Below are 24007 nucleotides of genomic sequence, written 5' to 3'. Positions count from 1 at the left end.
CCTCACCATGACGAACTTCCTGGCCGTGGAGCGCGCTGTCCGCACGGCGGCTCCGGACGATCTCCTGCGTACGCTCCGCGACGCGCTGGTCGAGCACTTCGAGGCGACCGCGGTGGAGCTGCTCATGGCGGATTACAGTCTCACGTGCCTGCAGCCCGTGACCTTCCTGCCTCACACCGCGGAGCCGCTCCCCGTACAGAGCACCCCCGAAGGCAGGGCGTTCGCCAGTCAGGAGCCGTACCGGCAGGACGCGGCCGAGAACGACGCCGTCGATCTGCATCTGCCCGTCACGGTACGGGGTGACCGGTTGGGGATCTTGACGGTGCGCCTTCCCGAGCACAGATGCACGTCCGAGGCCGTCCGCGAACTGAGGGAACTGGCAGAGCTGCTGGGGCACGAGATCATCGTGGCCGAACGCGACACCGACCTGTACCTCCAGGCACGCCGGGCCTCCCGGCTCACTCTGGCCGCGGAGATGCAGTGGCAGATGCTGCCCGCTCGTTCCTGTGCCCGTCCGGAGTACGCGATCGGCGCCCAGTTGGAGCCCGCTTACGACATCCACGGCGACAACTTCGACTGGTCCACCACCGGAGAGAACCTCACCCTGACCGTCACCAACGGCATGGGCAAGGGGATCGAGGCGTCCCTGCTGACGAACCTCGCCATCAACGCCCTCCGCAACGCCCGTCGGGCGGGCATCGGGATCGCCGATCAGGCCGCTCTGGCCGACCAGGCCATCTACGCCCGTTACCGGGGCGCCGAGTACGTCTCCACGCTCCTGCTGTCCGTCGAGCTGGCCACGGGGCGCGGACACGTCGTGGACGCCGGCTCTCCGCAGCTGTGGAGGCTGCGGGAGAGAACGGTGGAGCGCGTCGAGTTCGAGGAGCAGCTCCCCTTGGGCATGTTCGAGGAAACCCCTTATGTGACGCAGGACTTCGCCGCGCTGCCCGGCGACCGGCTGGTCTTCGTCAGCGACGGTGTGTACGCGGCCGCTTCCGCGGGCGGAGAGGTGTACAGCGAGCGGGCGCTCGCCAGGGCCATCCAAGCCACCCGTCTGCTGCCCGCCGCCGCGGTGCCGCGTGGCATCCTCCAGGAACTGGCCGTGCACCGTGGCGCTGACGCCGAGGACGACGCCCTGGTGCTGTGCATGGACTGGTTCGGCCGCGCGGCCGCGGGCTGAGGGGCCCCGGCCCCGCCGCCCGGCGGCATCCGTCGATCAGGCGATGTCGCAGATGTCGTTCGCGGCGGGAGCTTCTTCGGTGACGCCCATGTGCTCCAGGGCGGCACTGTGGAACGCGGTCATGCCCTCGAAGAGGGCTCGCTGCCGCGCGGGCGACATGCGGGTGAGGACTGCCTGGAGCTCGCCCGCCCGGGCGGCGCGTACGGACGCGAGGACGGCACGTCCCCCGCGGCTGAGCCGCACTTCCAGTTCCCGCCGGTTGGACGTGGCGCGGGAGCGGTGGATGAGGCCGGCGGCTTCCAGCCGGTCGCACAGCCGGCTGACGGACGGGGGCGTGGAGCCGAGCACTTCGCCGAGGTCGCGCAGGTTCATGCCCTCCCGCTCGTCGATCACGGTGAGCGCGCGCAGCTGGGACGGCGGCACGGCGGTCATGGCTTCCTGACCGCGGCCCCAAAGCAGGTCCAGCATCTCCAGGAGAGCGGACGCCTCGAGAGCCACCTGTTCAGGGTGGGGGGACGGCAACGGGAAGGCGTGCGGCATCGCACCAATCTAGTCACCCCCGCGGGCGTTCGCCAGCCCGCTCGCGTGTGCCCATCCGCAGCACACGGGGGGGGGTGCCCGGTCGGGATGCCGGTCCGGCTCATCTGTTCGGTCCCCTCATTCTGAAGGCCAGGGCCAGGGTGTCGTCGGCGTGCTGCACGATGGTGTGCATGTCAGCTGCGACGGCGCCGGGAATCTCGGCCATCGGCAGGTGGGCGTGGTCGCGCAGTGCCCGGATCAGCCTGCGCTCGCCTTCGATCATGTCCCGGCGGCTCTCGGTGAGCCCGTCGGTATACAGGAGCAACAGGTCTCCCGGTGCGACGGGGACGGTCAGGACCGTGTCGCTGCCCGGACAGGGGAAGCCGATGCCCCTGCCCCTCACCTCCAGGTAGTGCGCCGTGCCGTCGGCCCGCAGGAGGAGGGCGGGCGGATGGCTGCCGTTGGCCAGTTGCAGTTCCCCGGTGGCCGGGTCGAGCCGGCCCAGCAGCACTGTGGCCATCAGGTCCGCGTCGATGGGTTTCAGGAGGTCGTGCGTCCGGGCCAGGAGCGACTGCAGGGAGTGTCCCTCCAGTGCCAGCGCCCGCACGGCGTGGGTGACGGTGATGGCGCTGCGAGTGCTGGTGACGCCATGGCCCAGGGCGTCGACGACGGTGACGTGGACGGTCCCGTCGGGCAGCACGAACCAGTCGTACAGGTCTCCGCCGGTGGGGGCGGCCGGGTCGGCGGGTGCGTAGTGGACGGCGAGTTCGAGGCCGTCGACTCGCGGTGGTGGGGGGCGCAGGGCGTCCTCGAGTTCGCGCAGCACCCGGCCGTGGGCGCTGCGCAGCTGCTCTTCCTGCTCTGCCAGCTGTACGTAGAGGGCCAGGACGCCTGCGTTGGTCTCGGCCAGTTCGTGCTTGAGGAGCCGGTGGTCGGCCGCGAGCGAGTCCGCGAGCGCGAGTGCGGCGCGCATCTCCTCCTCGGCGTCGGCCTGGGCGTTCGCGTCGGCCTGGGCGTCGGTCCACCGTCCCGGGGACATCTGCTTTCGGGGCGGGGGGAGCCGGCCGGGAGAGTGCGTGAGGGCGGTCCGCCAGGTGGCGGAGTTCGCCGTGGTGGTGGGGGCGGGCAGCGCCAAGGCGTCGCAGGGCAGGGCCGCGGCTGCCTGCGGGGCGGTCAGGGTGACGACGAGCTGGGCGCCGTCGTGTCCGGTGCCGCTGTCGCAGGCGGCGGCGAGCTCGACGTGATGTCCGGCCTCGAACTGCCCCGTGGCCAGTTCCGTGACGGACAGGACCAGACGGCCGCGCACCTCGGCGGGCAGCCGGTGGTGGTGGGCGAGGGCGCGTACGGCCCGGCGCAGGGCCGTCACGTCGCGGAAGGTCTCACCGTTCGTCATCGTGAGCTGCGGGGCTGGGCCGCGACCACGGTGGCGTCGTCACGGGTGCGGTGGTAGCCGTGTACGAGGGCGGCGGCGAGCAGGGGGGCCGGCAGACGCAGCAGACGGAGCGGTGGGGTATGGGCCCAGCGGAGGTCGATGCCGTCGCTGTGGAGTACGACGGTGGCGGCGCCGGCGAGGGGGAAGCCGTGCGTCCGGGGCGCCGGCATCCGCCAGCCGACCGCACCGGGCTGGCCGGTCAGCCGGAGTTGGACCTCGTCCGGGCCGATGGCCACGGCCCGGACGTTTCCGACGCCGCAGTACTCGGCCTCTCCGGCGGCGAGTCGCAGCAGGCCGACGGCGGCGCCGCGGGTGTGGCGCAGGGTCCGGTGCATGGCGGTCATGATCTCCGTGAGCGGCCGTTCGGCGTGGGTCCGGAAGGTGCGCACCGCCGCCTGTGCGGCCTCGGAAGCGTCGGGGCCGTGCCCGAGGCCGTCCACCACGGCGGCGGTGCGCAGACCGGTGAGGTCGGTGACCGCTGCGGCGTCTCCGCACTCGTCCTCGTTCGCCGCGGGCAGGCTGAGGAGCCCTACCGCCTCCCGGGCCGCCTCGCGTGCGTCGGGAAGGGTGAGCCGGGCGCAGATCAGGGTTCCGGTGCCGGCCCGCGTGCTGATGGTGAGGTCCGTGGCGATGCGGCGGACGGCGCCGAGCCCCGCGCCGAGGGTGCCCTTGGTGGTGTAGCCGTCGGTGAGGCAGCGTTCGAGTTCGGCCATGCCCGGCCCGCGGTCCGCGGCCAGGATCTCCAGGCCGCCGCCCAGCGGCAGCGGCTGGAGGTAGAGACTGCCGTCGACGGCGTGCTTGTCGAGGTTTCCGGCGAGCTCGGAGGCGAGGACCGCCGCCTGGTCCGGCATGGCACCGGGCAGCCCGCATTCCCGTGCGAGGGACCGGGCGGTTTCGGCGGCGTCGTGCACGGCGCTGTGGTGGTCGATCCGTACCCGGCGGGTCGCCGGCGCGGGAGAGCCGGCCATCAGTGCGTCCCCCTGTCGTGTTCCCCGGTCTGGTCGGTGGCCCCGCATTCCGTGTACTGCGTCCGCACGGCGGCGGGCCGCATCGAGGGGCGGGTCGTCAACGGGTCGTCCCGGGTGCATGGGGTGTCGCCGTGGTCAGCGGGAAGTGTCATGGGGCACCCCTTCCGGGGGCTGGGAGCTGAGAGCTGCGGTGCCGTACGAGGGCCGCACGCCCTGTCGCGTGTGCGGCGCGGGTTCGACGCCGACCGGCTCGTTGCCCGGTTCGACGAGGGTCATGGCCGCTGCGGCCTTGTCCTCGCGTGGGTCGGGCAGAGCGGTCAACAGCGCGTCTTCGCGCCGCTGGTCGCGGCCCGCGCGTCCGCGTCGGGCCCGCTCTGAGCGGCTCGCCGCGGCTGTGGCGGGCCCGGCGGTCGGTGATGTCCGCTCCCGTCCCTCCAGCCGGCGCTCTGCGCGCCGGCGGGTACGGACCGCGCTGCTCATCACGAAGGTGCCTTTCGGGCAGGGGGCCGGGGCCCGTCGGCGGGTCCGGGTATTTGCCGGACGGTAACTGTTGCCCTGCGGCAACTATAGGCAGGCCGGCCCGCCGAAGGGAAGCGGACCCGCACCCACCGGTCACTCTCCGCAGTCTGCCCGGCCATGAAGTCCTGGTGGTCCGTCGCACGCCGAAGGCCGACCGCCGGCCCGGCGCGCCGGCTGCTCCTCACCTTCCCGGTTCGGGGACGCCGCTCGCCACCCGGGACCGGAGTTGCGCGTGGTGTCATCGGGATACGGGCGGGATGAGGCCGTCCCAGAGGGCATACTCTCGTCAGAGAGGGCAGACGCGGGAGACCCCGCGCGGAGGCGGTGGCGGATGCCGGCGGCTTCTGGGGGCACTGCACCCGCTCATGGAGGCGACCGCCACAATGGACCGCGCGGAACCGGCCGACGATCCTCTGCACGAGGCGTCCCGTGAGGTCGCGGACGCCGCCGAGGCGTTGGTGGACTGCTGGAACCGCGCGGGCCAGAACTCCTCGCCCCGCCTTTCGGCCCTTCAGGTCCGGGCCCTGGTGGCCGTACGGCGCGTTCCGGGAGCCAACCTCTCCCGGTTGGCGGAGATGGTCGGCGCATCGGTTCCGGCAGCGAGCAGACTCTGCGACCGGCTCGAGGCCGCAGGCTTCCTGCGCCGCGACCGCGCCGCCACTGACCGCCGTGAGATCGGCCTCTCCCTGACCAAGGACGGCGCGGACGCCCTCCTGTCCCTGTCCGAACGGCGCGCGGAAGACCTGCGCGACGTCCTGCGGCACTTGCCCGACGAGGAACGGGACGTCCTCCTGGCCGGCCTGCGCGCTTTCACCCGCGCCGCACACCCCCCGGACAGCGCTCCACCCGACCGTGACCCCGGGCCGTGAGCGGCCGCGGCGGTGCTCGGGTCGAACCGGTCACCACGGGCCGCCTTGACGCCGGTCCAGCCCGCCGCACCCCCACCGAGCACCTCACCCCCGTCACGCAGGCCGAGGCGGCGCCGACGGCGGTACGCGGGGTGTGATCCGGACGGCCAGGGCGAGGGTGTCGTCCGCGTGCGGGACGAGGGAGTGCATGTCCGCGGCGATGGCGGCAGGGACTTCGTACAGAGGGCGGTCGGCGTGCGTCCGGGCCGACGCGATGAGCCCGCGCTCACCTTCGACCGGATCCTCGCGGCTTTCCACGAGTCCGTCGGTGTAGAGCAGGAGCAGGTCACCGGGGGCCAGGCGCTCCCTGCACACTCCCTCACTGCCCGAGCCGGGGTGACCGATGCCCCTTCCCCGTGCTTCGAGGTACCGGGCGGTTCCGCTCGTCCGCACCAGAACCGGCGCGGGATGGCCGCCGTTGGCGATCTGGAGTTCCCCCGTGACGGCATCGAGCCGGGCCAGGAGCACCGTCGCCATCAGATCGGCGTCGAAGGACATGAGGATGTGGTGGCTGCGGGCCAGGACGGAGTCCAGCGAATGCCCCTCCAGGGCCAGAGTGCGCACCGCGTGGGTGACGGTGATGGCGGTCCGGATGCCGCGCACGCCGTGGCCCAGGGCGTCGACGACGGTGATGTGCACCGTGCCGTCCGGCAGGGTGAACCAGTCGTACAGGTCGCCGCCGGTCGGGGCGCCGGGATCGGCAGGGGCGAAGTGCACGGCCAGCTCCACCCCCTCGACTTCCAGCGGCTCGGGGCGCAACGCGTCCTCCAGTTCCCGCAGCACCCGTCCGTGCGCCTGGCCGGCCTCCTCCTCCCGCTCTTCCAGGTGGACGTACAGGGCCAGGACCCCGGCGTTGGTCTCCGCCAGTTCGTGTTTCAGCCGCCGGCGTTCGGCCGCGAGCCCGTCCGCGAGGGCGAGGGCGGCGCGCAGTTCCTCGTCAGCCGCTCCCGTGTGGTCGGCCGGTGCGCCGGGGCCGTCCTCGGGTCGGTCGGCGCGCCGCGTTCCGCCGGGGAGCGTGGAGGCCGGGGCCGGCAGGGTGATGTTCCAGGTCACCGAGGTGGCGGAAGCGGCCAGCGCCGTCAGGGCGAGCCCGCCGACCTGCAAGGGGCGCCCTGCCCGGGGGGCGGTCAGGGTGACGGCCAGGTGGGCGCCCGTGCCCGACGCGTCGCGGACGGCGGTCAGCCTGACGGGATGCCCGGCCTCGAATTCGGGGGCGGCCATGTCGGTGACGGACAGGACGAGACGCCCCCGCAGGTCGGCGGGCAGCCGGTAGACCGCCGCCAGCTCGCGCACCTCTTCGCGCAGCGGGGTCAGAGCCCAGAACAGCCGGCTCATGGCCGCGGGGTCCGAGCCGCTACCGCCGCCGCCCCGCCCGCATCCTCCGGGTGGCCCGGAAGCGCGGACAGCGCCTCCGGGGGGCTCCGCAGGGTGAGCTGGACGCCCGCGGGGAGCCGCCCCGCGGCCCGCGGCGCGTCCCTCACCGCTCTTCCCGCGCCCGGAGGCGACACCGATGACGCACCGCGGGACGTCAACGCCGCCACCGCGTGGTGGTGATCGTCGTACCGGCGCCCGGCTCCGTGCGCACCTCGAACTCGTCCATCAGGCGGCGCGCTCCGCCCAGCCCGTGGCCCAGGCCCACCCCGGTGCTGTAGCCGTCGGTCAGGGCGGCCGCCAGATCGGGGATGCCCGGTCCGTGGTCACTGATCGTCAGGCGCAGCCCGGTGCGTCCTTCGTCCCGCGCGGAGTCGATCGTCAGGCTCCCGCCGCCGCCGTGCACGTAGGCGTTGCGCGCCAGTTCGCTGGCCGCGGTGATCACGCGGGTCTGGTCGATGATGGAGAAGCCGGCCGCGACCGAGGCCGAACGGACGGCATGCCGGACCATGAGCAGGTCGTCCTCCGTGGTCAACGGGATCCGGAGGGGTCCGTCGTCACGGCCGGCCGGCTGCGGGGCATCCGGATGGCCACCGTCGCTGGTGTGCGTGCCGTCAGCCAGTGGCCTCATGTGGCGCCCCTTCCCGAGGCGGCGCCGTCCGGGTCCAGCCCAGCGCGGCCATGCCCTGTTCGGCGTGCAACGCCGTTTCCACGCCGGTCAGTTCGATCCCCAGCTCCACGAGGGTGATGGCCACCGGAGGGCGCATCCCCGCGACGATCACCCTGGCTCCCAGCAAGCGGGCCATGCTCGTGACCTCCATCAGGTTCCGTGCCACGAACGAGTCGATGATCTCCAGGCGGGAGATGTCGATGAGGACACCCCGTGCCCGATCGGCGGAGATCCGCTCGGTGAGCTCCCGCGCGAAGGCGACGGCCGACTTGTCGTCCAGCTCGTCGAGCAGCCCGGTGACCAGCACGTCGCCGAGACGCAGGATCGGCACGGCCGAGGAGGGCGCCGTCACCGGATGACCGGAGCACGGGGCGCCGGCGCGGCACCGCCGGTGATCTTCATGGCTTCGGACAGGGCCTCGGCGAGCGTGGCCCGGGTGAGGATGTCGAAGAGGTCGATGCCCAACTGCGCGATGGTCTGGGCGATGGTGGGACGGATCCCGCTGATGACGCAGTCCGCACCCATCAGGCGCACCGCCCGCACGGTCTGCATCAGGTGCTGGGCCACGGCCGTGTCGACGGTCGGGACCCCGGTGATGTCGATGATCGCGACCTGGGCGTCCTCGTCCTGGATGGCTTGGAGCAGGTTCTCCATCACCACCTGGGTGCGCGCGGTGTCCAGGGTGCCGATCAGGGGCACCGCGACGACCTGCCGCCACAGCCGGACGACCGGCGTCGAGACCTCCAGCAGCTGCCGGCTCTGCCGCCGGATGATCTCCTCGCGGCCTTCCACGTAGGTGGCGAAGGACAGCGCGCCGGCCGCGTCGAGGAGCCGGTTGATCAGCAGCGCCGCGGCGAGCAGGGCTCGGGTGTCGTCGATGCTCTCCCGGACGATCCCGAGCAGGACCTCCTTGAGGGCCAGTACGGACAGCGAGGTCGCCGTCGGCGCCGCCCCGGCCCGCGCCCGGCGCAGCGACAGGTCCCGGACCGCCTCGCGCAGTTCGTGGTGCTCGGCGGCCACCTGCTCCACGGGCAGCGCGCTGTCCAGACCGCCCAGGAGCGCGGAGGCCAGCACGTCCGCTTCGTAACGAAGCTCGCGCTCGCTGTTCGCGGGGTCCATGGGGGCCCGCTCCATCTGGAGCAGGACCCAGCGGTCAGCTATGTCGTCGGCCCGGCCCTTCAGCGATTCCACCACGAGACGTCGGACATCGGCCGTACCGGCCGCACTGCTGACCACGCGGGTCTCCCTTCACTGGCTGCCCAAGCGCCCCCGTCGGCACCGAGAGTTGATGCACGGCAATAGTTGCTCTACGGCAAATATACGCACAGCGGGCCGGCGGGGAAAGGTCGAACAAGTCAATACGGGCAGAACCGGCTGAAGTCCCTCTCGGTGACGGCGGTTCGGCATCCGAGTCGCGGCGTAGCGTGCCGCGGGTCAGGAGGCCCCTTGGCGCCCGGGCGCCTTCCGCGTCCTCACCCCGCCGACGACGAGCGCCAGCCCCGCGACGACGACACCGAGGTGGGCGGCGGACGGAAGGTCGAGGACCTTGTGCAACCAGCCCCACTCCGCGCCGAAGAAGGTCTGCGAAACGAAGCCGACGAGCCCCTGGGCTCCTACGACGTAGCCGATGCTCTCGATGGTGTATCCGATGGTTGCCCGCACGGATCGACCCTCTCGTGACGGTGCCGCGAGATCGTCACCCCCGGGGCTGAAACCACAGTAGTCCGAAGGATGCAGTGGCTGTGTGCGGCGGCCGCCGGCTGACGGGCAGAACGAGTCCGACCGTTGGCCTGAACGTTCGCTTACCGTGACCGTGATCAGGCACGATGACACATCGTGCTCATGAACCTCGTCAGTGTCATCGGTCTCGCCGTCCTCCTCTGGGCGATCGTCAGTACCGCGCGCAACGCCCAGCGCAACCGGAAGGCCGGGCGCTTCGACGCCGCCGCCTACGGGCTCGTCCCCCGCGAACAGCTCGACACCCGCCACTCGGGGCCGCCCCGGGACGAGCCCGCGCTGCGCCTGGCCGTCGAGTCCGCCTTCGACGGTGAATGGGCGCCGGCCGCCGCGATGCTCGCGGCGGCCTCGGAGTCGGAGGACTGGGCCGAGCGCTGGCGGCTCGTCCAGGTGTTCGCGGACGTCTGCGTGGAGGACGAGCGCTGGCTGCGCGTCTGGCGCGCGACGCGCCCGCAGGACGCGGACGCCGTCGTCGTGCACGCCCACTCCATACTGCTGCGCGCCTGGGAGGCCCGCGGCGAGAAGGACATCAGGCACACCTCGGACGAGCAGATCGCGAGCTTCTCCGAGCTGCTCCCGACCGCTGTGCACGCCGCGGGAGAGGCGGCACGGCTGGCACCGCGCGACCCGTCGCCGTGGATCACCATGGTCGCCGCCGCGCGGGGGCTGGGGCTGCCGCACGACGAGTTCCGGCGGCTGTGGGGCGAGGTCGTCAGCCGCGCACCGCACCACTACGACGCCCACTGGCAGGCCCTCCAGTACTGGTGCCAGAAGTGGTGCGGCTCCCAGGGGCTGATGTTCCAGTTCGCCAGGGCGGCGGCCGAATCGGCCCCGCCGGGCAGCCTGCTGACGGGGATCCACCTCCACGCCGTGTACGAAGCCGCCCGCCAGGAGGGCGAGGGGGCCTACCGCACCTGGGCCACCAGGTCCGTGCTGGCCCGGGTGCGGGAGGACTTGGCGCAGGCCGCCCCGGACGACCGCCTGCTGCCCTCCGTACGGCATCTGTACGCCGCCGCACTCGTGAAGACGGGGCGGTTCCCCCAGGCCCTGGAGCAGTTCCGGCTCATCGGCGGGTGGTGCGGCGCGGCCCCCTGGGACGACCACTCCGATGTCGCCGCCGCCTTCGACCACGCCCGTGGACTGGCGGCTCTGCACTCACGGTCCACGGGCTGAGCCGGTTCCGGGGCCCGCGTACGCCGCCGCGCCGTACGCGGGTCAGCCGCCGACGTGGATGCCGGGGCGGCGGTCCGGGTCGGGTTCGTTGCTGCGGATGATCTCGCGGGTGACCGGGGCGGTGTCGCCGCGACCGAGGAGGAAGTAGCGGACCATGTGGACCAGGGGGCTGCCCTCGGCCCAGGCGAAGTAGCAGTGCGGCTGGACCTCGGTGACGTTGCGCAGGGCCAGCAGGATGGCGGCGATGGCGTTCGGGGCGGCCGGGGCGTCGGCGCGCAGGATCCGGTAGCCGTCCACTTCGACGCCGCGGACCGTGAGGGTGTCGCTGAAGTCGGAGGGGTCGACGACGTCGATCTCGAGGAAGAGGACGTCCGCCTGCCCGGGTACCGGATTGACGCCGCGCTGTTCGCGCTCCTTGGCGCTGTACTCTGCGTGGTCGCCGCCCTGGCGGCGGTTGGCGATGATGTTGATGGCCCCGTCGTGGGCGAGGGTGTCGTCGATGAAACGGCGTGCGTTCTCGTCGAAAACGATGCGGTCGGCGCGCAGTTCGGTGGTGCGCGAGACGCGGGAGACCAGCGACACGACGATGATCCCGGCGATGAAGAAGGCGGAGATGGCGATGCCGTCGGGCTTGTCGACGATGTTGGCGGCCAGGGCGTAGAGCAGGACCGCGGTGAGCAGACCGAAGCCGACGGTGGCGGCGCGCCGGCGTCGGCGGGCGACGGAGACGGTAACGGCGAACGCACCGGAGACCATCATCGCCAGGATGCCGGTGGCGTAGGCGCCGGCCTGCTTGTCGACGTCGGCGTTGAAGGCGATCGTGATGAGGACGCACAGGGCGGTGTACACGATCACGACGGGGCGTACGGCGCGTCCCCATTCGGGGGCCATGCCGTAGTCGGGGAGGTAGCGCGGGACGATGTTGATCAGCCCGGCCATGGCGGAGGCCCCGGCGAACCAGAGGATGAGGATGGTGCTGATGTCGTAGACGGTGCCGAACGCCTCCCCGACGTGTTCGTGGGCGAGCCACGCCAGGGCACGGCCGTTGGCAGCGCCTCCGGGTTCGAACGCCTCGTGGGGTATGAGGAGGGTGGTGACGAAGCTGGCCGCGAGCAGGTAGACGCTCATCACGAGGGCGGCGGTGGTCAGCAGGCGGCGGGCGTTGCGGACCCGCGCGCGAAGCCGCTGTTCGGGGTCTTCGCCGTCGGCGGCGATGAGGGGCATCATGCTCACGCCGGTTTCGAAGCCCGACAGGCCCAGCACGAGCAGGGGGAAGGCCAGGAGCGCGGGCCCCATCAGCTGCCCGAAGCCCCCTCCGCCGTCCAGGAGGGCGTCCGTCCACTGCGACCAGGCGCCGGGGGTGGTGAAGACGTGGACCAGGCCGACGCCGATGACGACGGCGTTCAGCGCCAGGAAGACCGCGACCAGCGGGATGGCCACGCTGACGGCTTCGCTGAACCCGAGCAGGAACACCCCGCCCAGGACCAGCAGCAGCACCACCGTCAGGGCGACCTCGTGGCCGTGCAGCGCGGCGGGGAAGAAGGGGTTCTCCACCACGTGCACGGATGCGTCGGCCGTGGACAGGGTGATCGTGATGATCCACGAGGTCGCCACGAACCCGAGCAGGACCAGCACGAACAGCTTCCCCCACCAGAACGGCAGCAGGTCCTCCAGCATCGCCACCGACCCGGCTCCGTTGGGGCTCTCCTTCGCCACCCGCCGGTACATCGGCAGCATCCCCAGCAGGGTCAGCGCCACGAGCAGCAGGGTCGCCAGGGGGGAGACCGCCCCGGCGGCGAGCGCGGCGATCGCGGGCACGTACGCCAGGCTGGAGAAGTAGTCCACGCCCGTCAGGCACATCACCTTCCACCACGCCTGCGGCTCGGTATGGCCTTCACCGGCCGCCGGCCCCACCGGCTGGACCCGGTGGCGCAGCATCCACCGCGCCAGTCCGCCGGACGGCTGCTCCGCGGCGGCGGGGCTGTCCACCACCTCCGGCATCACCAGCTGGCTCGTTTCCTTCATGTCCCCCATCAACCCTTCCTGGCCTACGTGGCATGCGTGCGCGACGGCCGCTGGACCATGGGCCACGCGACGATCACCGAGTATGGGGCCGCCCGAGCCCGGGCCTTCACCCCGGAGCGGCCGCCCGCACCGCTTCCTGCCCCGTGTGCCCCGCCCGTCCCCGAGCAGCCCTGCAAAGCCGCCGGGCGGCAACAGCGCTGGCCCGGAGCGGGTCCAGCCGGGAGCCGGCCCTCCCGGCCCGTCCCGCCTGTCCGGCGCCCGAAGGACGTCGCAGGGCGCGCGACCGGGTCCCGGCCCGGTAAACCCTTAACGCATCCCTAACGCGCGGGGGCCGCCGACCGGCTCTCGGAGAAGCTCCGCCGCACCCGTATGTCAGGGACCGGCTACTCGGGGTGTGCGTCGGAGGTGCAGAGCCCAGGGAGCACCGCGCGGCCCAGCCGCCCATGACGGCGGACCCGCGGCGGCATGGTCGCCGGAAGGCAGGGCAGGCGACGACCATCTGAAAGCGCGATCCCCGGGTGGCGGTATGAGAAGTGTGGGTGTGGAAGAGGAACTGCTCTTGGTGGACGAGCGCAGCGGTGAACCGCTGGCCGTCTCGGGAGCGGTTCTGGCGGCGGCGGACCGCCTGGCCTGGCTGCGCCCGGGCGGGGAGGACCACGCGTTCGAGAAGGAACTGCACAAGGAACAACTGGAGTTCGCCACCAAACCGGTGACCCACATGGGCGAGCTGCACGACGAGATCGTCCGCATCCGCGGGGAGGCGGCGCACCACGCGGCGAGTGCGGGCGCCGTGGTGGCGGCCGTCGCGACCTCGCCGCTGCCGGTACGGCCCTCACTGAGCGCGGGGCCGCGCTACCGGTGGCTGGGAGAGCAGTTCGGCCTGACGGCGCAGGAGCAGCTGACATGCGGCTGCCACGTGCACGTCTCGGTCGAATCGGACGAGGAAGGCGTGGCGGTCCTGGACCGCATCCGACCATGGCTGGCCGTTCTGACCGCCATCAGCGCGAACTCACCGTTTTGGCAGGGTGAGGACAGCGGATACGGCAGCTATCGCAGCCGGGTGTGGAACCGCTGGCCGTCCGCCGGGCCGGTCGACGTCTTCGGCTCCGCGGACCGGTACCACGAGCAGGTCCAGGCGATGATCGACACCGGGGTGCTCCGGGACGTGGGCATGATCTACTTCGACGCCCGGCTGTCGGCCAACTACCCGACGGTGGAGGTCAGGGTGGCCGACGTCTGCCTGGACGCTTCCACCCCGGTCCTGCTCGCCGCTCTCGCACGCGGCCTGGTCGAGACCGCGGCCCGCGCGTGGCGCGACGGCGAACCCCCTGCCAGGATCAGCACGAGCCTGCTGCGCCTGGCCAGCTGGCGGGCCGGCCGCTCGGGCCTGGACGGCCCGCTGCTGCACCCCGAGACCATGCGGGAGACGTCAGCCGTGCACGCCGTCGAGGCCCTGTACCAGCACGTGCGAGAGGCCCTCGTGGACCACGGCGACGACGAGCGGGTCCGGGAAGCCATCGCCCACCTGCACGAACGGGGCAACGGTGCCCGCGTCCAGCGCCGGCTGCACGACAGCGGGGAGTCGCTCGCGGCGGTCGCCACCCGGTGCGCGGAGTTGACGATCAAACCCTGAGGCGCGACGCGGACCGCCGGTCGGCCGGTGTCGGAAGACCGGCCGACCGGCGGTGAGGCCGGGCGAGTGCGTGGGGCACGCCGTCAGGGGCTTCGCCGTTTGCGAATGTCGCGCCGTAGTGGGCGACACCGTTGGTGCGGCCGATGGAGAGCCGGATCAGGGGATGCGACAAAGGGCCTCCTGGCGGCCGGAGAAGTGGACACGCCGAAGGGGGGCCGGCCGTCGGCCGGGAAAGGGGCGTGAGTTCGAGTGTGACTGCTCGGTCGGGTGATCTTCCTGCGATCCGGGTATCAAGCCAAGGGTGATCGGCGAGCGAGGGGGCGGACTTCGAATGGGGGCGGCGGACGAGCAGGACCTTGAGGACGGGGAAGACTGGCTGACGAGGGCCGAAGTCCGGGAGATCTGGCCGCAGATCAGGCCGTGCAGCATCAGGGCCGTGGCGCGGGCCAACAGCGTACGCACCTCGGGTGCGCCCTCCCCGGACCTGACCCGCGAGCCGACCTACCACGCGGCGGACGTGCGCCACACGGCCGCGCGGATCGCTCGGGGCGAGGCCGATGTCGCGCCCTGGCAGCGCGCCGACTCCGACGCTGCACGCGACGACGCCACGCCCTGCCCACCGATTCGGCAGCCCGTCAGCTGGGGGCCCGAGAACGTGCCGGGGCTGATCCTGCTGGCAATCATCGTGGGGCTGGTCCTCTGGGGCCTGACCTCTCCCGACAACCACGGCACAGTAACGGGCTTCGTGCGCTGAGTGCGCTCACTAGCGGTTGCTCTATCGAGCTTGGTGATCGTGAGTTCGAGTCTGCCGACTCGGTCGGGCGATCCCCCGGCGGCGATCCAGGCCCACGTGATCTCCGACATCCGAGCCTCCGTCTCCCTCTCCTCCCCACCGCCACCTCCAAGGCATCCTCGGAACATGACCGAGAACGAGATCAAGCTCAAAGCCATTGCCGCCCTGACGGCTCTGCGCGCCGACGTCGACGAGGGCCTCGTCTCGGAGCTGCTGGGCGAGGTCATCCCGGACCAGTTCACGGTTCCCGCGGCAGCTGGTCCCGAAGAGGTCGGCTCTGCCGTGCTGAGTCAACTGTCCGAGCCGCTGAGCGCCCTGGTCAGCGGCTTCATCACCGCCTTCGAGGCGGTCGCGGGTGCGTACGACGAGACGGGCTCCGAGCCGCGGACCGAGGGGATCCTCCAGGAACTGGCGCTCCGGCTGGCCGGCGAAGACCTGGGATGAGGAGCAGGCTTCGGGCTTGCCCCATGCCGTCAGGGCACGACGGCCAAGGGGCGGTGAGCGACTGGTCGAGCAGCCGCATCGGTGGCGGCCTTCAGGTCGCGGACCTCGAAGTGGACCGGCCAGCGCGGCCGCAGCTGCGGTTTCGGAGCGGCCTCTTCGACGGGGCCGCTGTTGAGACGTGTGAGGTCGCGCCCTCGCGGTCGACGGCCAGGGCCGCCCGTCCGTGGGGCGGGTACGGCGCGGGGCCGGCGGCGACGGTGCCGCGCTCCCGGATCCGGGCCACCGTGTAGTCGGCGTCGGCCACGGCGAATGATTCCGGCTCCGCCGTACCGGGTCAGCAGGCCGAAAATCGGCCTGCCGGCCCGGCTCCACCCTTTTCAGCGCACGGCACGGTCCGCTGCTTCTCGGGTGATGTCGGCGTAGAGGCGGAAGAGGGCCGGACGGGTTTCGCCGTGCTCTCGGCGGTGCAGGGCGGCCCAGCAGCGGGCGATGAGCTCCCGGGCCTGGGTGCCGGGCCATGGCCGGGGCAGGAGCTGAGGCGGCAGGAGCGGGTCGGGTTCCATGGCGCGAGTGAGTTCGGCGGCCAGTTCGACCGCGATGGTGAGGAGTGCGGAAGGGGAGAGCTGGCCGGGGCCGGTGAGTCGGGCGAGGCGGGGCTGGGCGAGGCGGCTGAGGCGGTGGTAGCGCTCGGCGATCTCCTGTAGGGGCCACAGGTGGCGGGCGAGTTCGGCGGGCTCCCGGGTGGCGCCCCTTCGCAGGTCCGTCGTGGTGAGGAGGGTGAGCGCGTCATGGGCACCGAGGCGGCGGGCCGCTTCTTCGACGTACGGTTCCCAGGTGTTGGCGCAGACGTACAGCCCGCCCTGGAGTGGGGCGCCGCCGAGGTGGACGAGGGTCTCGCGCAGGGAGTCGCGGGCCGTGCGCGCCGATTCGGGCACCGCGAACGCGGCGAGGTGCCAGACACCGTCCCAGGGCGCGAGCCCGGCGTCCTGCCGGAACGCGTGCCGCAGGAAGTCCGCGTTGGGGGCGAGGGCACGCACGGTGTCCGCGGTGGCGCGCAGCTCCGCCTTGCGACCCCGGCCTTCGTGGGTGAACCGGCCTTCGGCCACGAGGCGTTTGACGCACAGCCGCACCTGCTGGTCACTCATGCCCAGCAGGTTGGCGACGGTGTAGAGCTCGTCCGCGCCGACGGTGCCGTCCTCACGGATCAGCGCGTGGACGAGCATGCGGGTGGGGATCTCGATGTGTTCGGTCATGGTGCGCTCAGTCTCCCGGCCCGTTCGCCCCGACGGGGCGGTGCATGGTGGTCACCGCGCCGAAGCCCATCAGCCCGCGAAGCCAGGGCGTGTGCTCGGTCCGTACGGCCGTGAAGCCGCGCCGCTCGTACAGGGCCCTGGCGCGCTGGTTGGTGTCGATCACGTCCAGTCGGATCTCCCGGCAGTCCTGCTCGGACGCGACCGCGGCCACTTCCTCGATGAGCAGGCTCCCGACACCGCGGCCGCGTAGGCCCGGGTCCACGGCGATGCCGTCCATGACGAGCTGCCCGGGAGCCGGGTGGCGTTCGAACAGGGCGAGGAGCAGGAGCCGGTGCAGTCCCCGCAGGTGTCCGTACGCGCGCAGCACGGCGGCGGCCGAGCCGCCGGTGAGGGCCCGGCCGCCGAGCTGGTAGCCGGCGAGGCCGACGAGCTGCCCGTCGAGGAACGCGCACACCGCGCGGTCGGCGTTCAGGTGGGCGGCGATGAAGGACACCGCCTTGTCCGGCGGGTTCAGGGCGGGGCCGAGTTTGCGGCCGAAGGCGTCCCAGTACAGCTCGGCCGCCCGTCGCTCGGCTCCGTCCGGTATGCCCCGCCGGACCGTCACCGGTCCGGTGCCGGTGTCCGTCGCGTCGAATCCCATGCGGTTTCCCCCTCTTGGCGCTGTAACCTCCGCCCAAAACTATCACTTGATGAACGATCGTTCCATCAACGATAGTTTGGTTACGCGTGAACCGAACAGAGGCGGTCAGAGTCATGTCTCCAAAGATCCAGCCCCGACGGCGCGGGCTCCGCATCGCCGTGTGGTCACTCGTCCTGGTCCTGCTCGTGGCCACTGGTCTCGTCGGCGTGGTGCTGTGGCAGAACACGTACGCCATGGAGGAGCAACGGGTCTCGATACGCCACGGCGGCCACACGCTCAACGGAGTACTGGCCACCCCCAGGGACGGCCGAAAGCAGCACGGCCTGGTCGTGTACGTCCACGGCGACGGCCCCGTCAGCGCCACCCACGACGACGGTTACAAACCCATGTGGGAAGCGAACGCCAAGGCCGGGTACGCCTCCCTGTCCTGGGACAAGCCCGGAGTCGCGGGCGCACCCGGCAACTGGCTCGACCAGTCCATGGACGATCGGGCCGACGAGGCCGCCGCCGCCATCGCCTGGGCGCGTGCCCGCCCGGACATCGACGGTGACCGGATCGGGCTGTGGGGCGCCAGCCAGGCGGGCTGGGTCGTGCCGAAGATCGCCTCCAAGACGTCCGTGAGTTTCGTGATCGCCGTCTCGCCCGCGATCAACTGGCTCCAGCAGGGCCGCTACAACCTGCTGGCCGAGCTGCGCGCCGACGGCGCGTCGGCGGTCCGCGTCCAGGCCGAGATCACCAGGAGCGAGACGACACGCCGGCTGCTGGAACGCGACGCGACCTTCGAGGAGTACGTCAGGGCGATGGGCGGCGACGCGAAGGGCATGACCGCCGATCGCTGGAGCTTCATCTCCAAGAACCACACCGCGGACGCCACGCACGATCTCCGCGCCCTGCACGGCGTACCCGTATTGCTGGCCCTCGCCGGCCACGACATCAACGTGGACACCGCCGACACGGAGCGCGGCTACCGCGGGGCGCTGGACGGAGGCGGCGCCTTGACGGTCAAGCGATACCCGGACGGAGCCCATTCACTGGTCAAACGGTCCATCGAGCAGTCGGACCTCAAGACCGCGCTCACCGCGCTCTTCTCCCCCCGTTCGCTCTTCGCGGACGGATATCTGAACGACCAACAGCAGTTCCTCACGGATCTCGGCCCAGGCGGCCGTGCCACCCCATGACACCCGACGCCTCAGCGTCGAACGCCCGGGCGGGGTGACCGTCAGGGGCGCGGCACCACCGCCACGGGCACCACGGCGTGCTGCGGCATGGCATGCGTGAGCGGGCCGATGCACACCTGGGCGGCGGATCCGCGCCGCACATCAGCCCGGCGTCGGAGCGCGATGTGCCGGGGTACGACCACAGGAGGAGACCCGCCACCTCCCGCGGTCGTAGGACGGCCGCCCGTCCGGGGCTCCCGGTTGCACCTCCGGTCGCAGTCGGCGGCGACCCGGGGCCGATGCGTCGGCGCGGGCCCGGCGCCGAGCATGGGCGGGTGACCGAAACCATCCCGGGGCTGTTCCTGTCCCTTCCGGAAGTCCTCGTCCTGCTGGGCGCCGTCGCGCTGCTGGTGGCGCGCTGGCTTCCCCCGGCCGCCCGCCGGCCCGTCACCGTCGTGGCGGGGGCGGTCCTCGTACCGTCGGCGCTCGTGCTGGGCGTCGTGGGGATCCGCTGGCAGATGCTGCCGGTCCTGTCCGGCGCCGCCGTCGCCTCGGCGTTCGCCCTCCCGCCCCTGCTGCGGCGCGGTGCCGGCCGACCGGCGTGGCGGGCCCGCTGGTGGCTGGCCCTGCCGGGGTCGCTGGCCTGCGCCGGCCTGGTCGCCACCGGCCCGGTGGCCGCCTGGGCCTTCCCCGTGCCCGTCTTCCCCGAGCCGACGGGCGCCTCCGCGGTCGGGACCCGGGTGGTCCAGTGGACCGACCCGCTCCGCCCCGAGAGCTTCACGGCCGATCCGGACGACCGGCGCACGGTCGTGGTCCAGCTCTGGTACCCGGCGCGGAAGAGCCCTGCGGGCGTCGCCCGGGCCCAGTACCTCGGACGCACGGAGGGCGAGGCGCGGACCGTCTCCGAGGCCCTCGCCGACGGGGTCGGCCTGCCCGGTTTCCTGGTCGACGGCGTCCCGAGGGCCCGCAGCCGCGCGGTCGTCGACGCCCCGGTGGCCGGCGGGGAAGAGCGGTTCCCGGTCGTCCTCTTCTCCCCGGGGTCGGGCGGGGTGCGGTCCCAGAACACCGCCTGGGCGGAGGAGCTGGCCAGCCACGGCTACCTGGTCGCCGCCCTCGACCACCCGTACGACTCCAGCGTCGTCGTCCTCGCCGACGGCCGCACGATCCGCGCCACCACCGCCTCCTCCGGGGACCGCGATAGGGACGAGGAACTGGCCGCCGGCTGGACGGCCGTCCGGGCCGCCGACCTCGGCTTCGTACTCTCCCAGCTGGAGCGACTGGACCACGGTGAGACATCCGACCCGCTGGCCGGACGCCTGGACACCGGCCGCGCCGCGGTGGCCGGCCACTCCCTGGGCGGAGCCGCCGCCCTACAGGCGGCCCGGCAGGACCGCCGGTTCGACTCCGTCGTCGACCTGGACGGCTACCCCCACGGCCCCACCGCGCCCGCCCTGGAGCAGCCGGCGCTCGCGCTCACCCAGGAGATCACCGCCGGCACCGACCCGCGCTACCTGCCCCGGCTCACCGAGGCCCTCGAGCACAGCACCGCGAAGAGCTACCGGCTCACCGTCCCCGGCGCCGGGCACCTCACCTTCATGGACGGCCCGCTCTACCTGCCGCCGGTGTCCTCGATCGTCGGCACCCTGGGCCGCACCGAGAGCCCGCGCGTCGTCGCCGCGGCCACCCTCGCCTTTCTGGACGCCACTCTGCGGGGCCGCCCCGGCGACCCGGCCGACACCCTCCGGGCCTACGGCACGGTCTCGTCGTCATCAGGGGCTCGGGGAACTGCGACGCCAACCCCGTAACCGTCGTTCGATCTGCTCCCTCTCCCCGGTACGGAGCTTCACCGCTGATTCCACGGCGGACACGGCCGGGTGGCGTGCGTGGCGTCGGGATTTGTACGGGTTGCCGGGTGATGATGGCGCGGTGCGACTTGATCACGTGTCCTACGCGGTGGCCCGCGACAGCTTCGTCTCGACCGTCCAGTGGATCGGATCGGCCCTCGGCGCCGGGTTCGTCGACGGGGGCGTGCACCCGCGATTCGGCACCCGCAATTTCATTCTGCCGCTGAGCGGCGGCACCTACGTCGAGGTCGTCACCACGCTCGACCACCCCGCCGCCGACCGCGCCCCCTTCGGCCAGGCGGTCGCGCGCCGCGCCGCCGAGGGGGGCGGCTGGCTCGGTTGGGTGGTCTCCGTCGAGGACATCGCCCCGGTCGAGGCACGCCTCGGCCGCACCTCGGCCGAGGGCCACCGTGTCCGCCCCGACGGGTTCGACCTGAGGTGGAAGCAGATCGGCCTGCTGGAACTGCTGGACGATCCGCAACTGCCCTACTTCCTCCAGTGGCTGGTCCCCCTCGAGGAGCGCCCGAGCGCCGACCCGCGCACCTCGACCACCATCCACGGGCTCTCCATCGCCGGCGACGCCGCCTCCATCGCCGAATTCCTCGGAGAACCGGCCGACCACCCCCTCGACCAGATCGACGTCACCTGGGTCGAGGACGAGGAACCGGGCCTGGTCTCGGTCGAGTTCGCCACCGCCCACGGCCCGGTCACGATCTGACCGGGGCGATCTGCTCGCGGCCCGCCGGGCTTGCCCGGCCGCGCGCCGGCCGGGGCGCTCAGACTCCGGCAGCCGGCTCCGGCGCCTGGCGGCGGGCGTCGAGCAGGTGATGGCGCAGCTCGTGCAGGGTGTGCACGGCGACCCAGCGCAGGGACCGCTCGGCGGGCTCGGGGTAGCTGTACACGAGGGTGCGGGCCCAGTGCGCAGGCGGCAGGCGGTCGAGGACGTTCCCGAACAGCGCCGCCGCGTCGGCGAGTTGCCGGGCGACGTCGGCCGGGCTCTGGAGGGCGTACCCGTCGTGCTCGACGCGCTCGTCCCGGCCCATGGGCTCGGCGACCGGCGTGTCGGTACGCCGGGCGGCCAGTACCCGCTCACGCTGGACGAGCAGGACGTCCCGCACGTGGCAGGCGTACTCGAGCGGCGACCAGACCCCGGGGGCCGGGCGCCGTGCCAGCGCCGCCGGCTCGGCCCGCAGCAGGTCCGCGAACCGCGCCGCGTGTTCCCGGGCGAGCGAGGCGACCGAGGGCGCCAGATCGAGGTCGTAGATGAACCCGCATTCCGTGCAGTCGTCATTCACGCGCCCACCCTAACGGCGGGGCTCCGTCAACTCGCCAACCGCGCCTACCCGGAGCAGACCGTCACCCGCCTGTGTTCGCTGCACAGAGCTGGCGCAGGAGCTGGAGACCCATCCCCACAAACCGGCAGGTCAACGCACCCTTCCCCTGGGCTTCAGGTGGGTGGGCGGGAGCTCGGGAGCGGGAATCGGAGGGCCGTCGTAGCCCTTCACCTCGCCGAATCGCGACCCGTTCATCCAGTCCTCGCGGGCCTGCGCGATGTCCTCGTGGGACCGGCCGATCCAGTTCCAGAACATCACGATCTCCTCCTCGAACGGCTCGCCGCCCAGCAGCATCAGGCCCGCGTCCGAGGCCGCGCGCAGCGGGAGGTCCGTACGTCCGCAGCCCAGGTAGAGCATCGAACCGGGCAGGACCGGGACGCCGTCGACGTGGGCCTCGCCGGACATGGAGAGGACCGCGTACTCGAAGTCCGGGTTCAGGGGGAGGCGGGTTTCGGTGCCGGCCGTCAGGGCGAGGTCCGCGCCGACGATGGGGGTGTACGCGGTGCCCGGGGAGGCCGCCGTGTCCAGGGTGCCCAGGATGACCGTCGCGTCGAGGCCGGGGGCCGTGACCCGCGGGAGTTCCGCGTGGTGCTCGAAGCGCGGGGCGACGTCGCTGTGGGCGTCGGGCAGGGCCACCCAGAGCTGGGCGCCGTGCAGGGAGCGGGCGTGGGGGCGCGGGCTCTCCTCGGAGTGGCTGATGCCCCGGCCGGAGGTCATCAGGCCCAGCTCGCGCGGGCGGATCGTGGCGAGGCTGCCCGTGCTGTCACGGTGCAGCACCTCACCCTCGTGCAGCCAGCTCACGGTCTGCAGCCCGCTGTGGGGGTGGGGCGGGACCTGCATGCCGGGTTCGTCGGCGATGTCGTCCGGGCCGTAGTGGTCGACGAAGCACCAGGCGCCCACCATGCGGCGGCCCAGGTTCGGCAGGAGTCTGCGGACCTCGGACGATTCCCCGAGCCTGACCGTGCGCGGGCTGAGGAGCTCGCGCACCGGCTCGGCCACGACGAAGCCGCGGCCGCCGCAGGCGGAGAGAGCGGGCTGGCGATCGAGATTGCTCATGCCGCACAACTTAGTCCTCGCGGGTGCGGTCCGGCGCCACACCTTCGCGGGATATGTCAGGGCGCGGGGTGCGGCCGGACGCGGGGCGGGGCCGTCTCGGCTAGCCTGGGTGCCATATGAACCGCCTGACCACGCCTTTCGGCTCCTACGAACTCACCCGCTTCCCCGCCGACCCCCGCGACCGGCTCCGCGCCTGGGACGCCGCAGACGAGTACCTGCTGCAGCATCTCGACGCCGGTACCGGCGACCGCGGACCGGTGGACCTGGCCGGCGCCGGGCAGATCGCGGTCGTCGGCGACCGCTGGGGCGCGCTGACGACGGCCCTGGCCGCGTACCGCCCCGCGCAGATCACCGACTCGGCGCTGGCCCGCGCCGCGACCGAGGCGAACCTGGACCGGGCCGGGATCGGCACCTCCAAGTCCACGGTGACCCTGCTGACCACGCAGGACGCGCCGCCCGCGCGGATCGACGTCCTCCTCGTACGGGTCCCCAAGAGCCTGGCGCTGCTGGAGGACCAGCTGCACCGACTGGCCCCCCACGTGCACGAGGGCACCGTGGTCGTGGGCACCGGCATGGTCAAGGAGATCCACACCTCCACGCTGAACCTCTTCGAGAAGATCCTGGGGCCGACGCGGACCTCGCTCGCGGAGAAGAAGGCCCGGCTGATCTTCTGCACCCCCGACCCGGCGCTGCTGGCCGCCGCCGGGGCCTCGCCGTGGCCGGTGACGTACGAGGTCGACAAGGACGGGGGCTCCGGGGCCGGGCTGACGGTGGTCAACCACGCCGGGATCTTCTGCGCGGACCGCCTGGACGTCGGCACCCGCTTCTTCCTCCAGAACATCCCGACCAACACCGACGGGGCCCGGGTCGTGGACCTGGGCTGCGGCAACGGCGTGGTCGGCACGGCCGTGCAGGTCGCGGACCCGGACGCGGAGGTGGTCTTCACCGACGAGTCGTACCAGGCGCTCGCCTCGGCCCGGGCCACGTACGAGGCCAACGTCCACCCGGGCCGGCGGACGGCGGAATTCCTCGTCGGTGACGGGGTGGCCATGCTGGCTCCCTCCTCGGTGGACCTGATCCTGAACAATCCGCCCTTCCACTCCCACCAGGCGACGACGGACGCGACGGCGCTGCGCATGTTCGCGCAGTCGCGCAAGGCGCTGCGCCCGGGCGGGGAGCTGTGGGTGGTCGCCAACCGGCACATGGGCTACCACACGCACCTGCGCCGCCTCTTCGGCAACAGTGAAGTCGTGGCGAGCGAGCCGAAGTTCGTGGTGCTGCGGGCGGTCAAGCGCGAAGCGCGGCCCCGCCCCATGTGACCTGCCGGTACACCCGTCGGTAGGTCCTACAC

Annotated in this window: 24 protein-coding genes; 10 read left to right on the top strand and 14 right to left on the bottom strand. The window is 72.5% G+C overall.

Annotation, left to right across the window (positions count from 1 at the left end; all coding sequences use genetic code 11):
- The first annotated feature begins 7 nt into the window (after positions 1 to 7).
- Positions 8 to 1180, top strand: coding sequence for a PP2C family protein-serine/threonine phosphatase (locus tag ACZ4WZ_RS03645; RefSeq protein ID WP_467884611.1), 1173 nt, complete (start codon positions 8 to 10; stop codon positions 1178 to 1180).
- Between the two features lie 36 nt (positions 1181 to 1216).
- Here ACZ4WZ_RS03645 and ACZ4WZ_RS03640 read toward each other — a convergent pair whose 3' ends face one another.
- The 4 genes from ACZ4WZ_RS03640 to ACZ4WZ_RS03625 all read right to left on the bottom strand — a co-directional run bounded on the left by ACZ4WZ_RS03640 (position 1217) and on the right by ACZ4WZ_RS03625 (position 4251).
- Complete coding sequence (locus ACZ4WZ_RS03640; protein WP_467884609.1) at positions 1217 to 1720, bottom strand: MarR family transcriptional regulator; 504 nt, start codon at positions 1718 to 1720, stop codon at positions 1217 to 1219.
- Positions 1721 to 1820: 100 nt separating this feature from the next.
- On the bottom strand, positions 1821 to 3092 hold the full coding sequence (locus tag ACZ4WZ_RS03635; protein WP_467884607.1) for a PP2C family protein-serine/threonine phosphatase: 1272 nt from the start codon (positions 3090 to 3092) through the stop codon (positions 1821 to 1823).
- The gene (locus ACZ4WZ_RS03630; protein ID WP_467884605.1) at positions 3089 to 4099 is read right to left on the bottom strand and encodes a SpoIIE family protein phosphatase; all 1011 of its coding nucleotides are present in this window, start codon (positions 4097 to 4099) and stop codon (positions 3089 to 3091) included. Before ACZ4WZ_RS03630 ends, ACZ4WZ_RS03635 begins: the two co-directional genes overlap by 4 nt.
- The gene (locus ACZ4WZ_RS03625; RefSeq protein WP_467884603.1) at positions 4099 to 4251 is read right to left on the bottom strand and encodes a hypothetical protein; all 153 of its coding nucleotides are present in this window, start codon (positions 4249 to 4251) and stop codon (positions 4099 to 4101) included. The genes ACZ4WZ_RS03630 and ACZ4WZ_RS03625 overlap by 1 nt, the downstream gene beginning before the upstream one ends.
- A gap of 750 nt (positions 4252 to 5001) precedes the next feature.
- Between ACZ4WZ_RS03625 and ACZ4WZ_RS03620 the strand changes: the two genes are divergently transcribed.
- Complete coding sequence (locus ACZ4WZ_RS03620; protein WP_467884601.1) at positions 5002 to 5487, top strand: MarR family winged helix-turn-helix transcriptional regulator; 486 nt, start codon at positions 5002 to 5004, stop codon at positions 5485 to 5487.
- 93 nt (positions 5488 to 5580) lie between these two features.
- On the opposite strand, the gene ACZ4WZ_RS03615 is transcribed toward ACZ4WZ_RS03620, so the two are convergent.
- The 5 genes from ACZ4WZ_RS03615 to ACZ4WZ_RS03595 all read right to left on the bottom strand — a co-directional run bounded on the left by ACZ4WZ_RS03615 (position 5581) and on the right by ACZ4WZ_RS03595 (position 9229).
- On the bottom strand, positions 5581 to 6861 hold the full coding sequence (locus ACZ4WZ_RS03615) for a PP2C family protein-serine/threonine phosphatase (protein WP_467884599.1): 1281 nt from the start codon (positions 6859 to 6861) through the stop codon (positions 5581 to 5583).
- 193 nt (positions 6862 to 7054) lie between these two features.
- Positions 7055 to 7528, bottom strand: coding sequence for an ATP-binding protein (locus ACZ4WZ_RS03610; RefSeq protein ID WP_467884598.1), 474 nt, complete (start codon positions 7526 to 7528; stop codon positions 7055 to 7057).
- Positions 7512 to 7919 carry an STAS domain-containing protein gene (locus ACZ4WZ_RS03605; RefSeq protein ID WP_358813499.1) on the bottom strand — a complete coding sequence of 136 codons (408 nt, stop codon included), beginning with the start codon at positions 7917 to 7919 and terminating at the stop codon, positions 7512 to 7514. The genes ACZ4WZ_RS03610 and ACZ4WZ_RS03605 overlap by 17 nt, the downstream gene beginning before the upstream one ends.
- On the bottom strand, positions 7916 to 8803 hold the full coding sequence (locus tag ACZ4WZ_RS03600) for an STAS domain-containing protein (RefSeq protein WP_467884596.1): 888 nt from the start codon (positions 8801 to 8803) through the stop codon (positions 7916 to 7918). Before ACZ4WZ_RS03600 ends, ACZ4WZ_RS03605 begins: the two co-directional genes overlap by 4 nt.
- 198 nt (positions 8804 to 9001) lie before the next feature.
- The gene (locus ACZ4WZ_RS03595) at positions 9002 to 9229 is read right to left on the bottom strand and encodes a hypothetical protein (protein ID WP_467884594.1); all 228 of its coding nucleotides are present in this window, start codon (positions 9227 to 9229) and stop codon (positions 9002 to 9004) included.
- A 180-nt stretch (positions 9230 to 9409) separates the two neighbouring features.
- On the opposite strand from ACZ4WZ_RS03595, the gene ACZ4WZ_RS03590 reads away from it, so the two are divergent.
- Positions 9410 to 10477: a hypothetical protein gene (locus ACZ4WZ_RS03590; RefSeq protein WP_467884593.1), complete on the top strand. Its 1068-nt coding sequence runs from the start codon at positions 9410 to 9412 to the stop codon at positions 10475 to 10477.
- Between the two features lie 42 nt (positions 10478 to 10519).
- Here the strand turns inward: ACZ4WZ_RS03590 and ACZ4WZ_RS03585 are convergent, their stop codons facing one another.
- The gene (locus tag ACZ4WZ_RS03585) at positions 10520 to 12502 is read right to left on the bottom strand and encodes an APC family permease (RefSeq protein ID WP_467884591.1); all 1983 of its coding nucleotides are present in this window, start codon (positions 12500 to 12502) and stop codon (positions 10520 to 10522) included.
- Between the two features lie 526 nt (positions 12503 to 13028).
- On the opposite strand from ACZ4WZ_RS03585, the gene ACZ4WZ_RS03580 reads away from it, so the two are divergent.
- The 3 genes from ACZ4WZ_RS03580 (at position 13029) to ACZ4WZ_RS03570 (ending at position 15372) form a co-directional block, all read left to right on the top strand.
- Positions 13029 to 14135: a glutamate--cysteine ligase gene (locus tag ACZ4WZ_RS03580; protein WP_467884589.1), complete on the top strand. Its 1107-nt coding sequence runs from the start codon at positions 13029 to 13031 to the stop codon at positions 14133 to 14135.
- Positions 14136 to 14436: 301 nt separating this feature from the next.
- Complete coding sequence (locus ACZ4WZ_RS03575) at positions 14437 to 14889, top strand: hypothetical protein (protein WP_467884587.1); 453 nt, start codon at positions 14437 to 14439, stop codon at positions 14887 to 14889.
- Positions 14890 to 15054: 165 nt separating this feature from the next.
- A complete protein-coding gene (locus tag ACZ4WZ_RS03570; protein WP_467884586.1) occupies positions 15055 to 15372 on the top strand; it encodes a hypothetical protein in 318 nt (105 codons plus the stop codon).
- Positions 15373 to 15749: 377 nt separating this feature from the next.
- Here ACZ4WZ_RS03570 and ACZ4WZ_RS03565 read toward each other — a convergent pair whose 3' ends face one another.
- Together ACZ4WZ_RS03565 and ACZ4WZ_RS03560 are read right to left on the bottom strand one after the other, a co-directional pair.
- Positions 15750 to 16625: a PaaX family transcriptional regulator C-terminal domain-containing protein gene (locus ACZ4WZ_RS03565; protein ID WP_467884584.1), complete on the bottom strand. Its 876-nt coding sequence runs from the start codon at positions 16623 to 16625 to the stop codon at positions 15750 to 15752.
- A 7-nt stretch (positions 16626 to 16632) separates the two neighbouring features.
- Complete coding sequence (locus ACZ4WZ_RS03560) at positions 16633 to 17265, bottom strand: GNAT family N-acetyltransferase (protein WP_467884582.1); 633 nt, start codon at positions 17263 to 17265, stop codon at positions 16633 to 16635.
- A 113-nt stretch (positions 17266 to 17378) separates the two neighbouring features.
- On the opposite strand from ACZ4WZ_RS03560, the gene ACZ4WZ_RS03555 reads away from it, so the two are divergent.
- The 3 genes from ACZ4WZ_RS03555 (at position 17379) to ACZ4WZ_RS03545 (ending at position 20984) form a co-directional block, all read left to right on the top strand.
- Positions 17379 to 18443, top strand: a complete 1065-nt coding sequence (locus ACZ4WZ_RS03555; RefSeq protein WP_467884580.1) for an alpha/beta hydrolase family protein — start codon at positions 17379 to 17381, stop codon at positions 18441 to 18443.
- 278 nt (positions 18444 to 18721) lie between these two features.
- Complete coding sequence (locus ACZ4WZ_RS03550) at positions 18722 to 20227, top strand: alpha/beta hydrolase family protein (protein WP_467884579.1); 1506 nt, start codon at positions 18722 to 18724, stop codon at positions 20225 to 20227.
- Positions 20228 to 20348: 121 nt separating this feature from the next.
- Complete coding sequence (locus tag ACZ4WZ_RS03545) at positions 20349 to 20984, top strand: VOC family protein (protein WP_467884577.1); 636 nt, start codon at positions 20349 to 20351, stop codon at positions 20982 to 20984.
- A gap of 58 nt (positions 20985 to 21042) precedes the next feature.
- Here ACZ4WZ_RS03545 and ACZ4WZ_RS03540 read toward each other — a convergent pair whose 3' ends face one another.
- Both ACZ4WZ_RS03540 and ACZ4WZ_RS03535 read right to left on the bottom strand, forming a co-directional pair.
- Positions 21043 to 21561 carry a DinB family protein gene (locus ACZ4WZ_RS03540; RefSeq protein WP_467884575.1) on the bottom strand — a complete coding sequence of 173 codons (519 nt, stop codon included), beginning with the start codon at positions 21559 to 21561 and terminating at the stop codon, positions 21043 to 21045.
- 129 nt (positions 21562 to 21690) lie between these two features.
- A complete protein-coding gene (locus ACZ4WZ_RS03535) occupies positions 21691 to 22656 on the bottom strand; it encodes a pirin family protein (protein ID WP_467884573.1) in 966 nt (321 codons plus the stop codon).
- 125 nt (positions 22657 to 22781) lie between these two features.
- Between ACZ4WZ_RS03535 and ACZ4WZ_RS03530 the strand changes: the two genes are divergently transcribed.
- The gene (locus ACZ4WZ_RS03530; RefSeq protein ID WP_467884977.1) at positions 22782 to 23975 is read left to right on the top strand and encodes a methyltransferase; all 1194 of its coding nucleotides are present in this window, start codon (positions 22782 to 22784) and stop codon (positions 23973 to 23975) included.
- The last annotated feature ends 32 nt before the right edge of the window (positions 23976 to 24007 follow it).

This window comes from Streptomyces sp. NPDC029122 (genome assembly GCF_055569445.1).
Note: the sequence above shows the minus strand (reverse complement) of the source record. Positions and strands in the feature narration are given on the sequence as shown.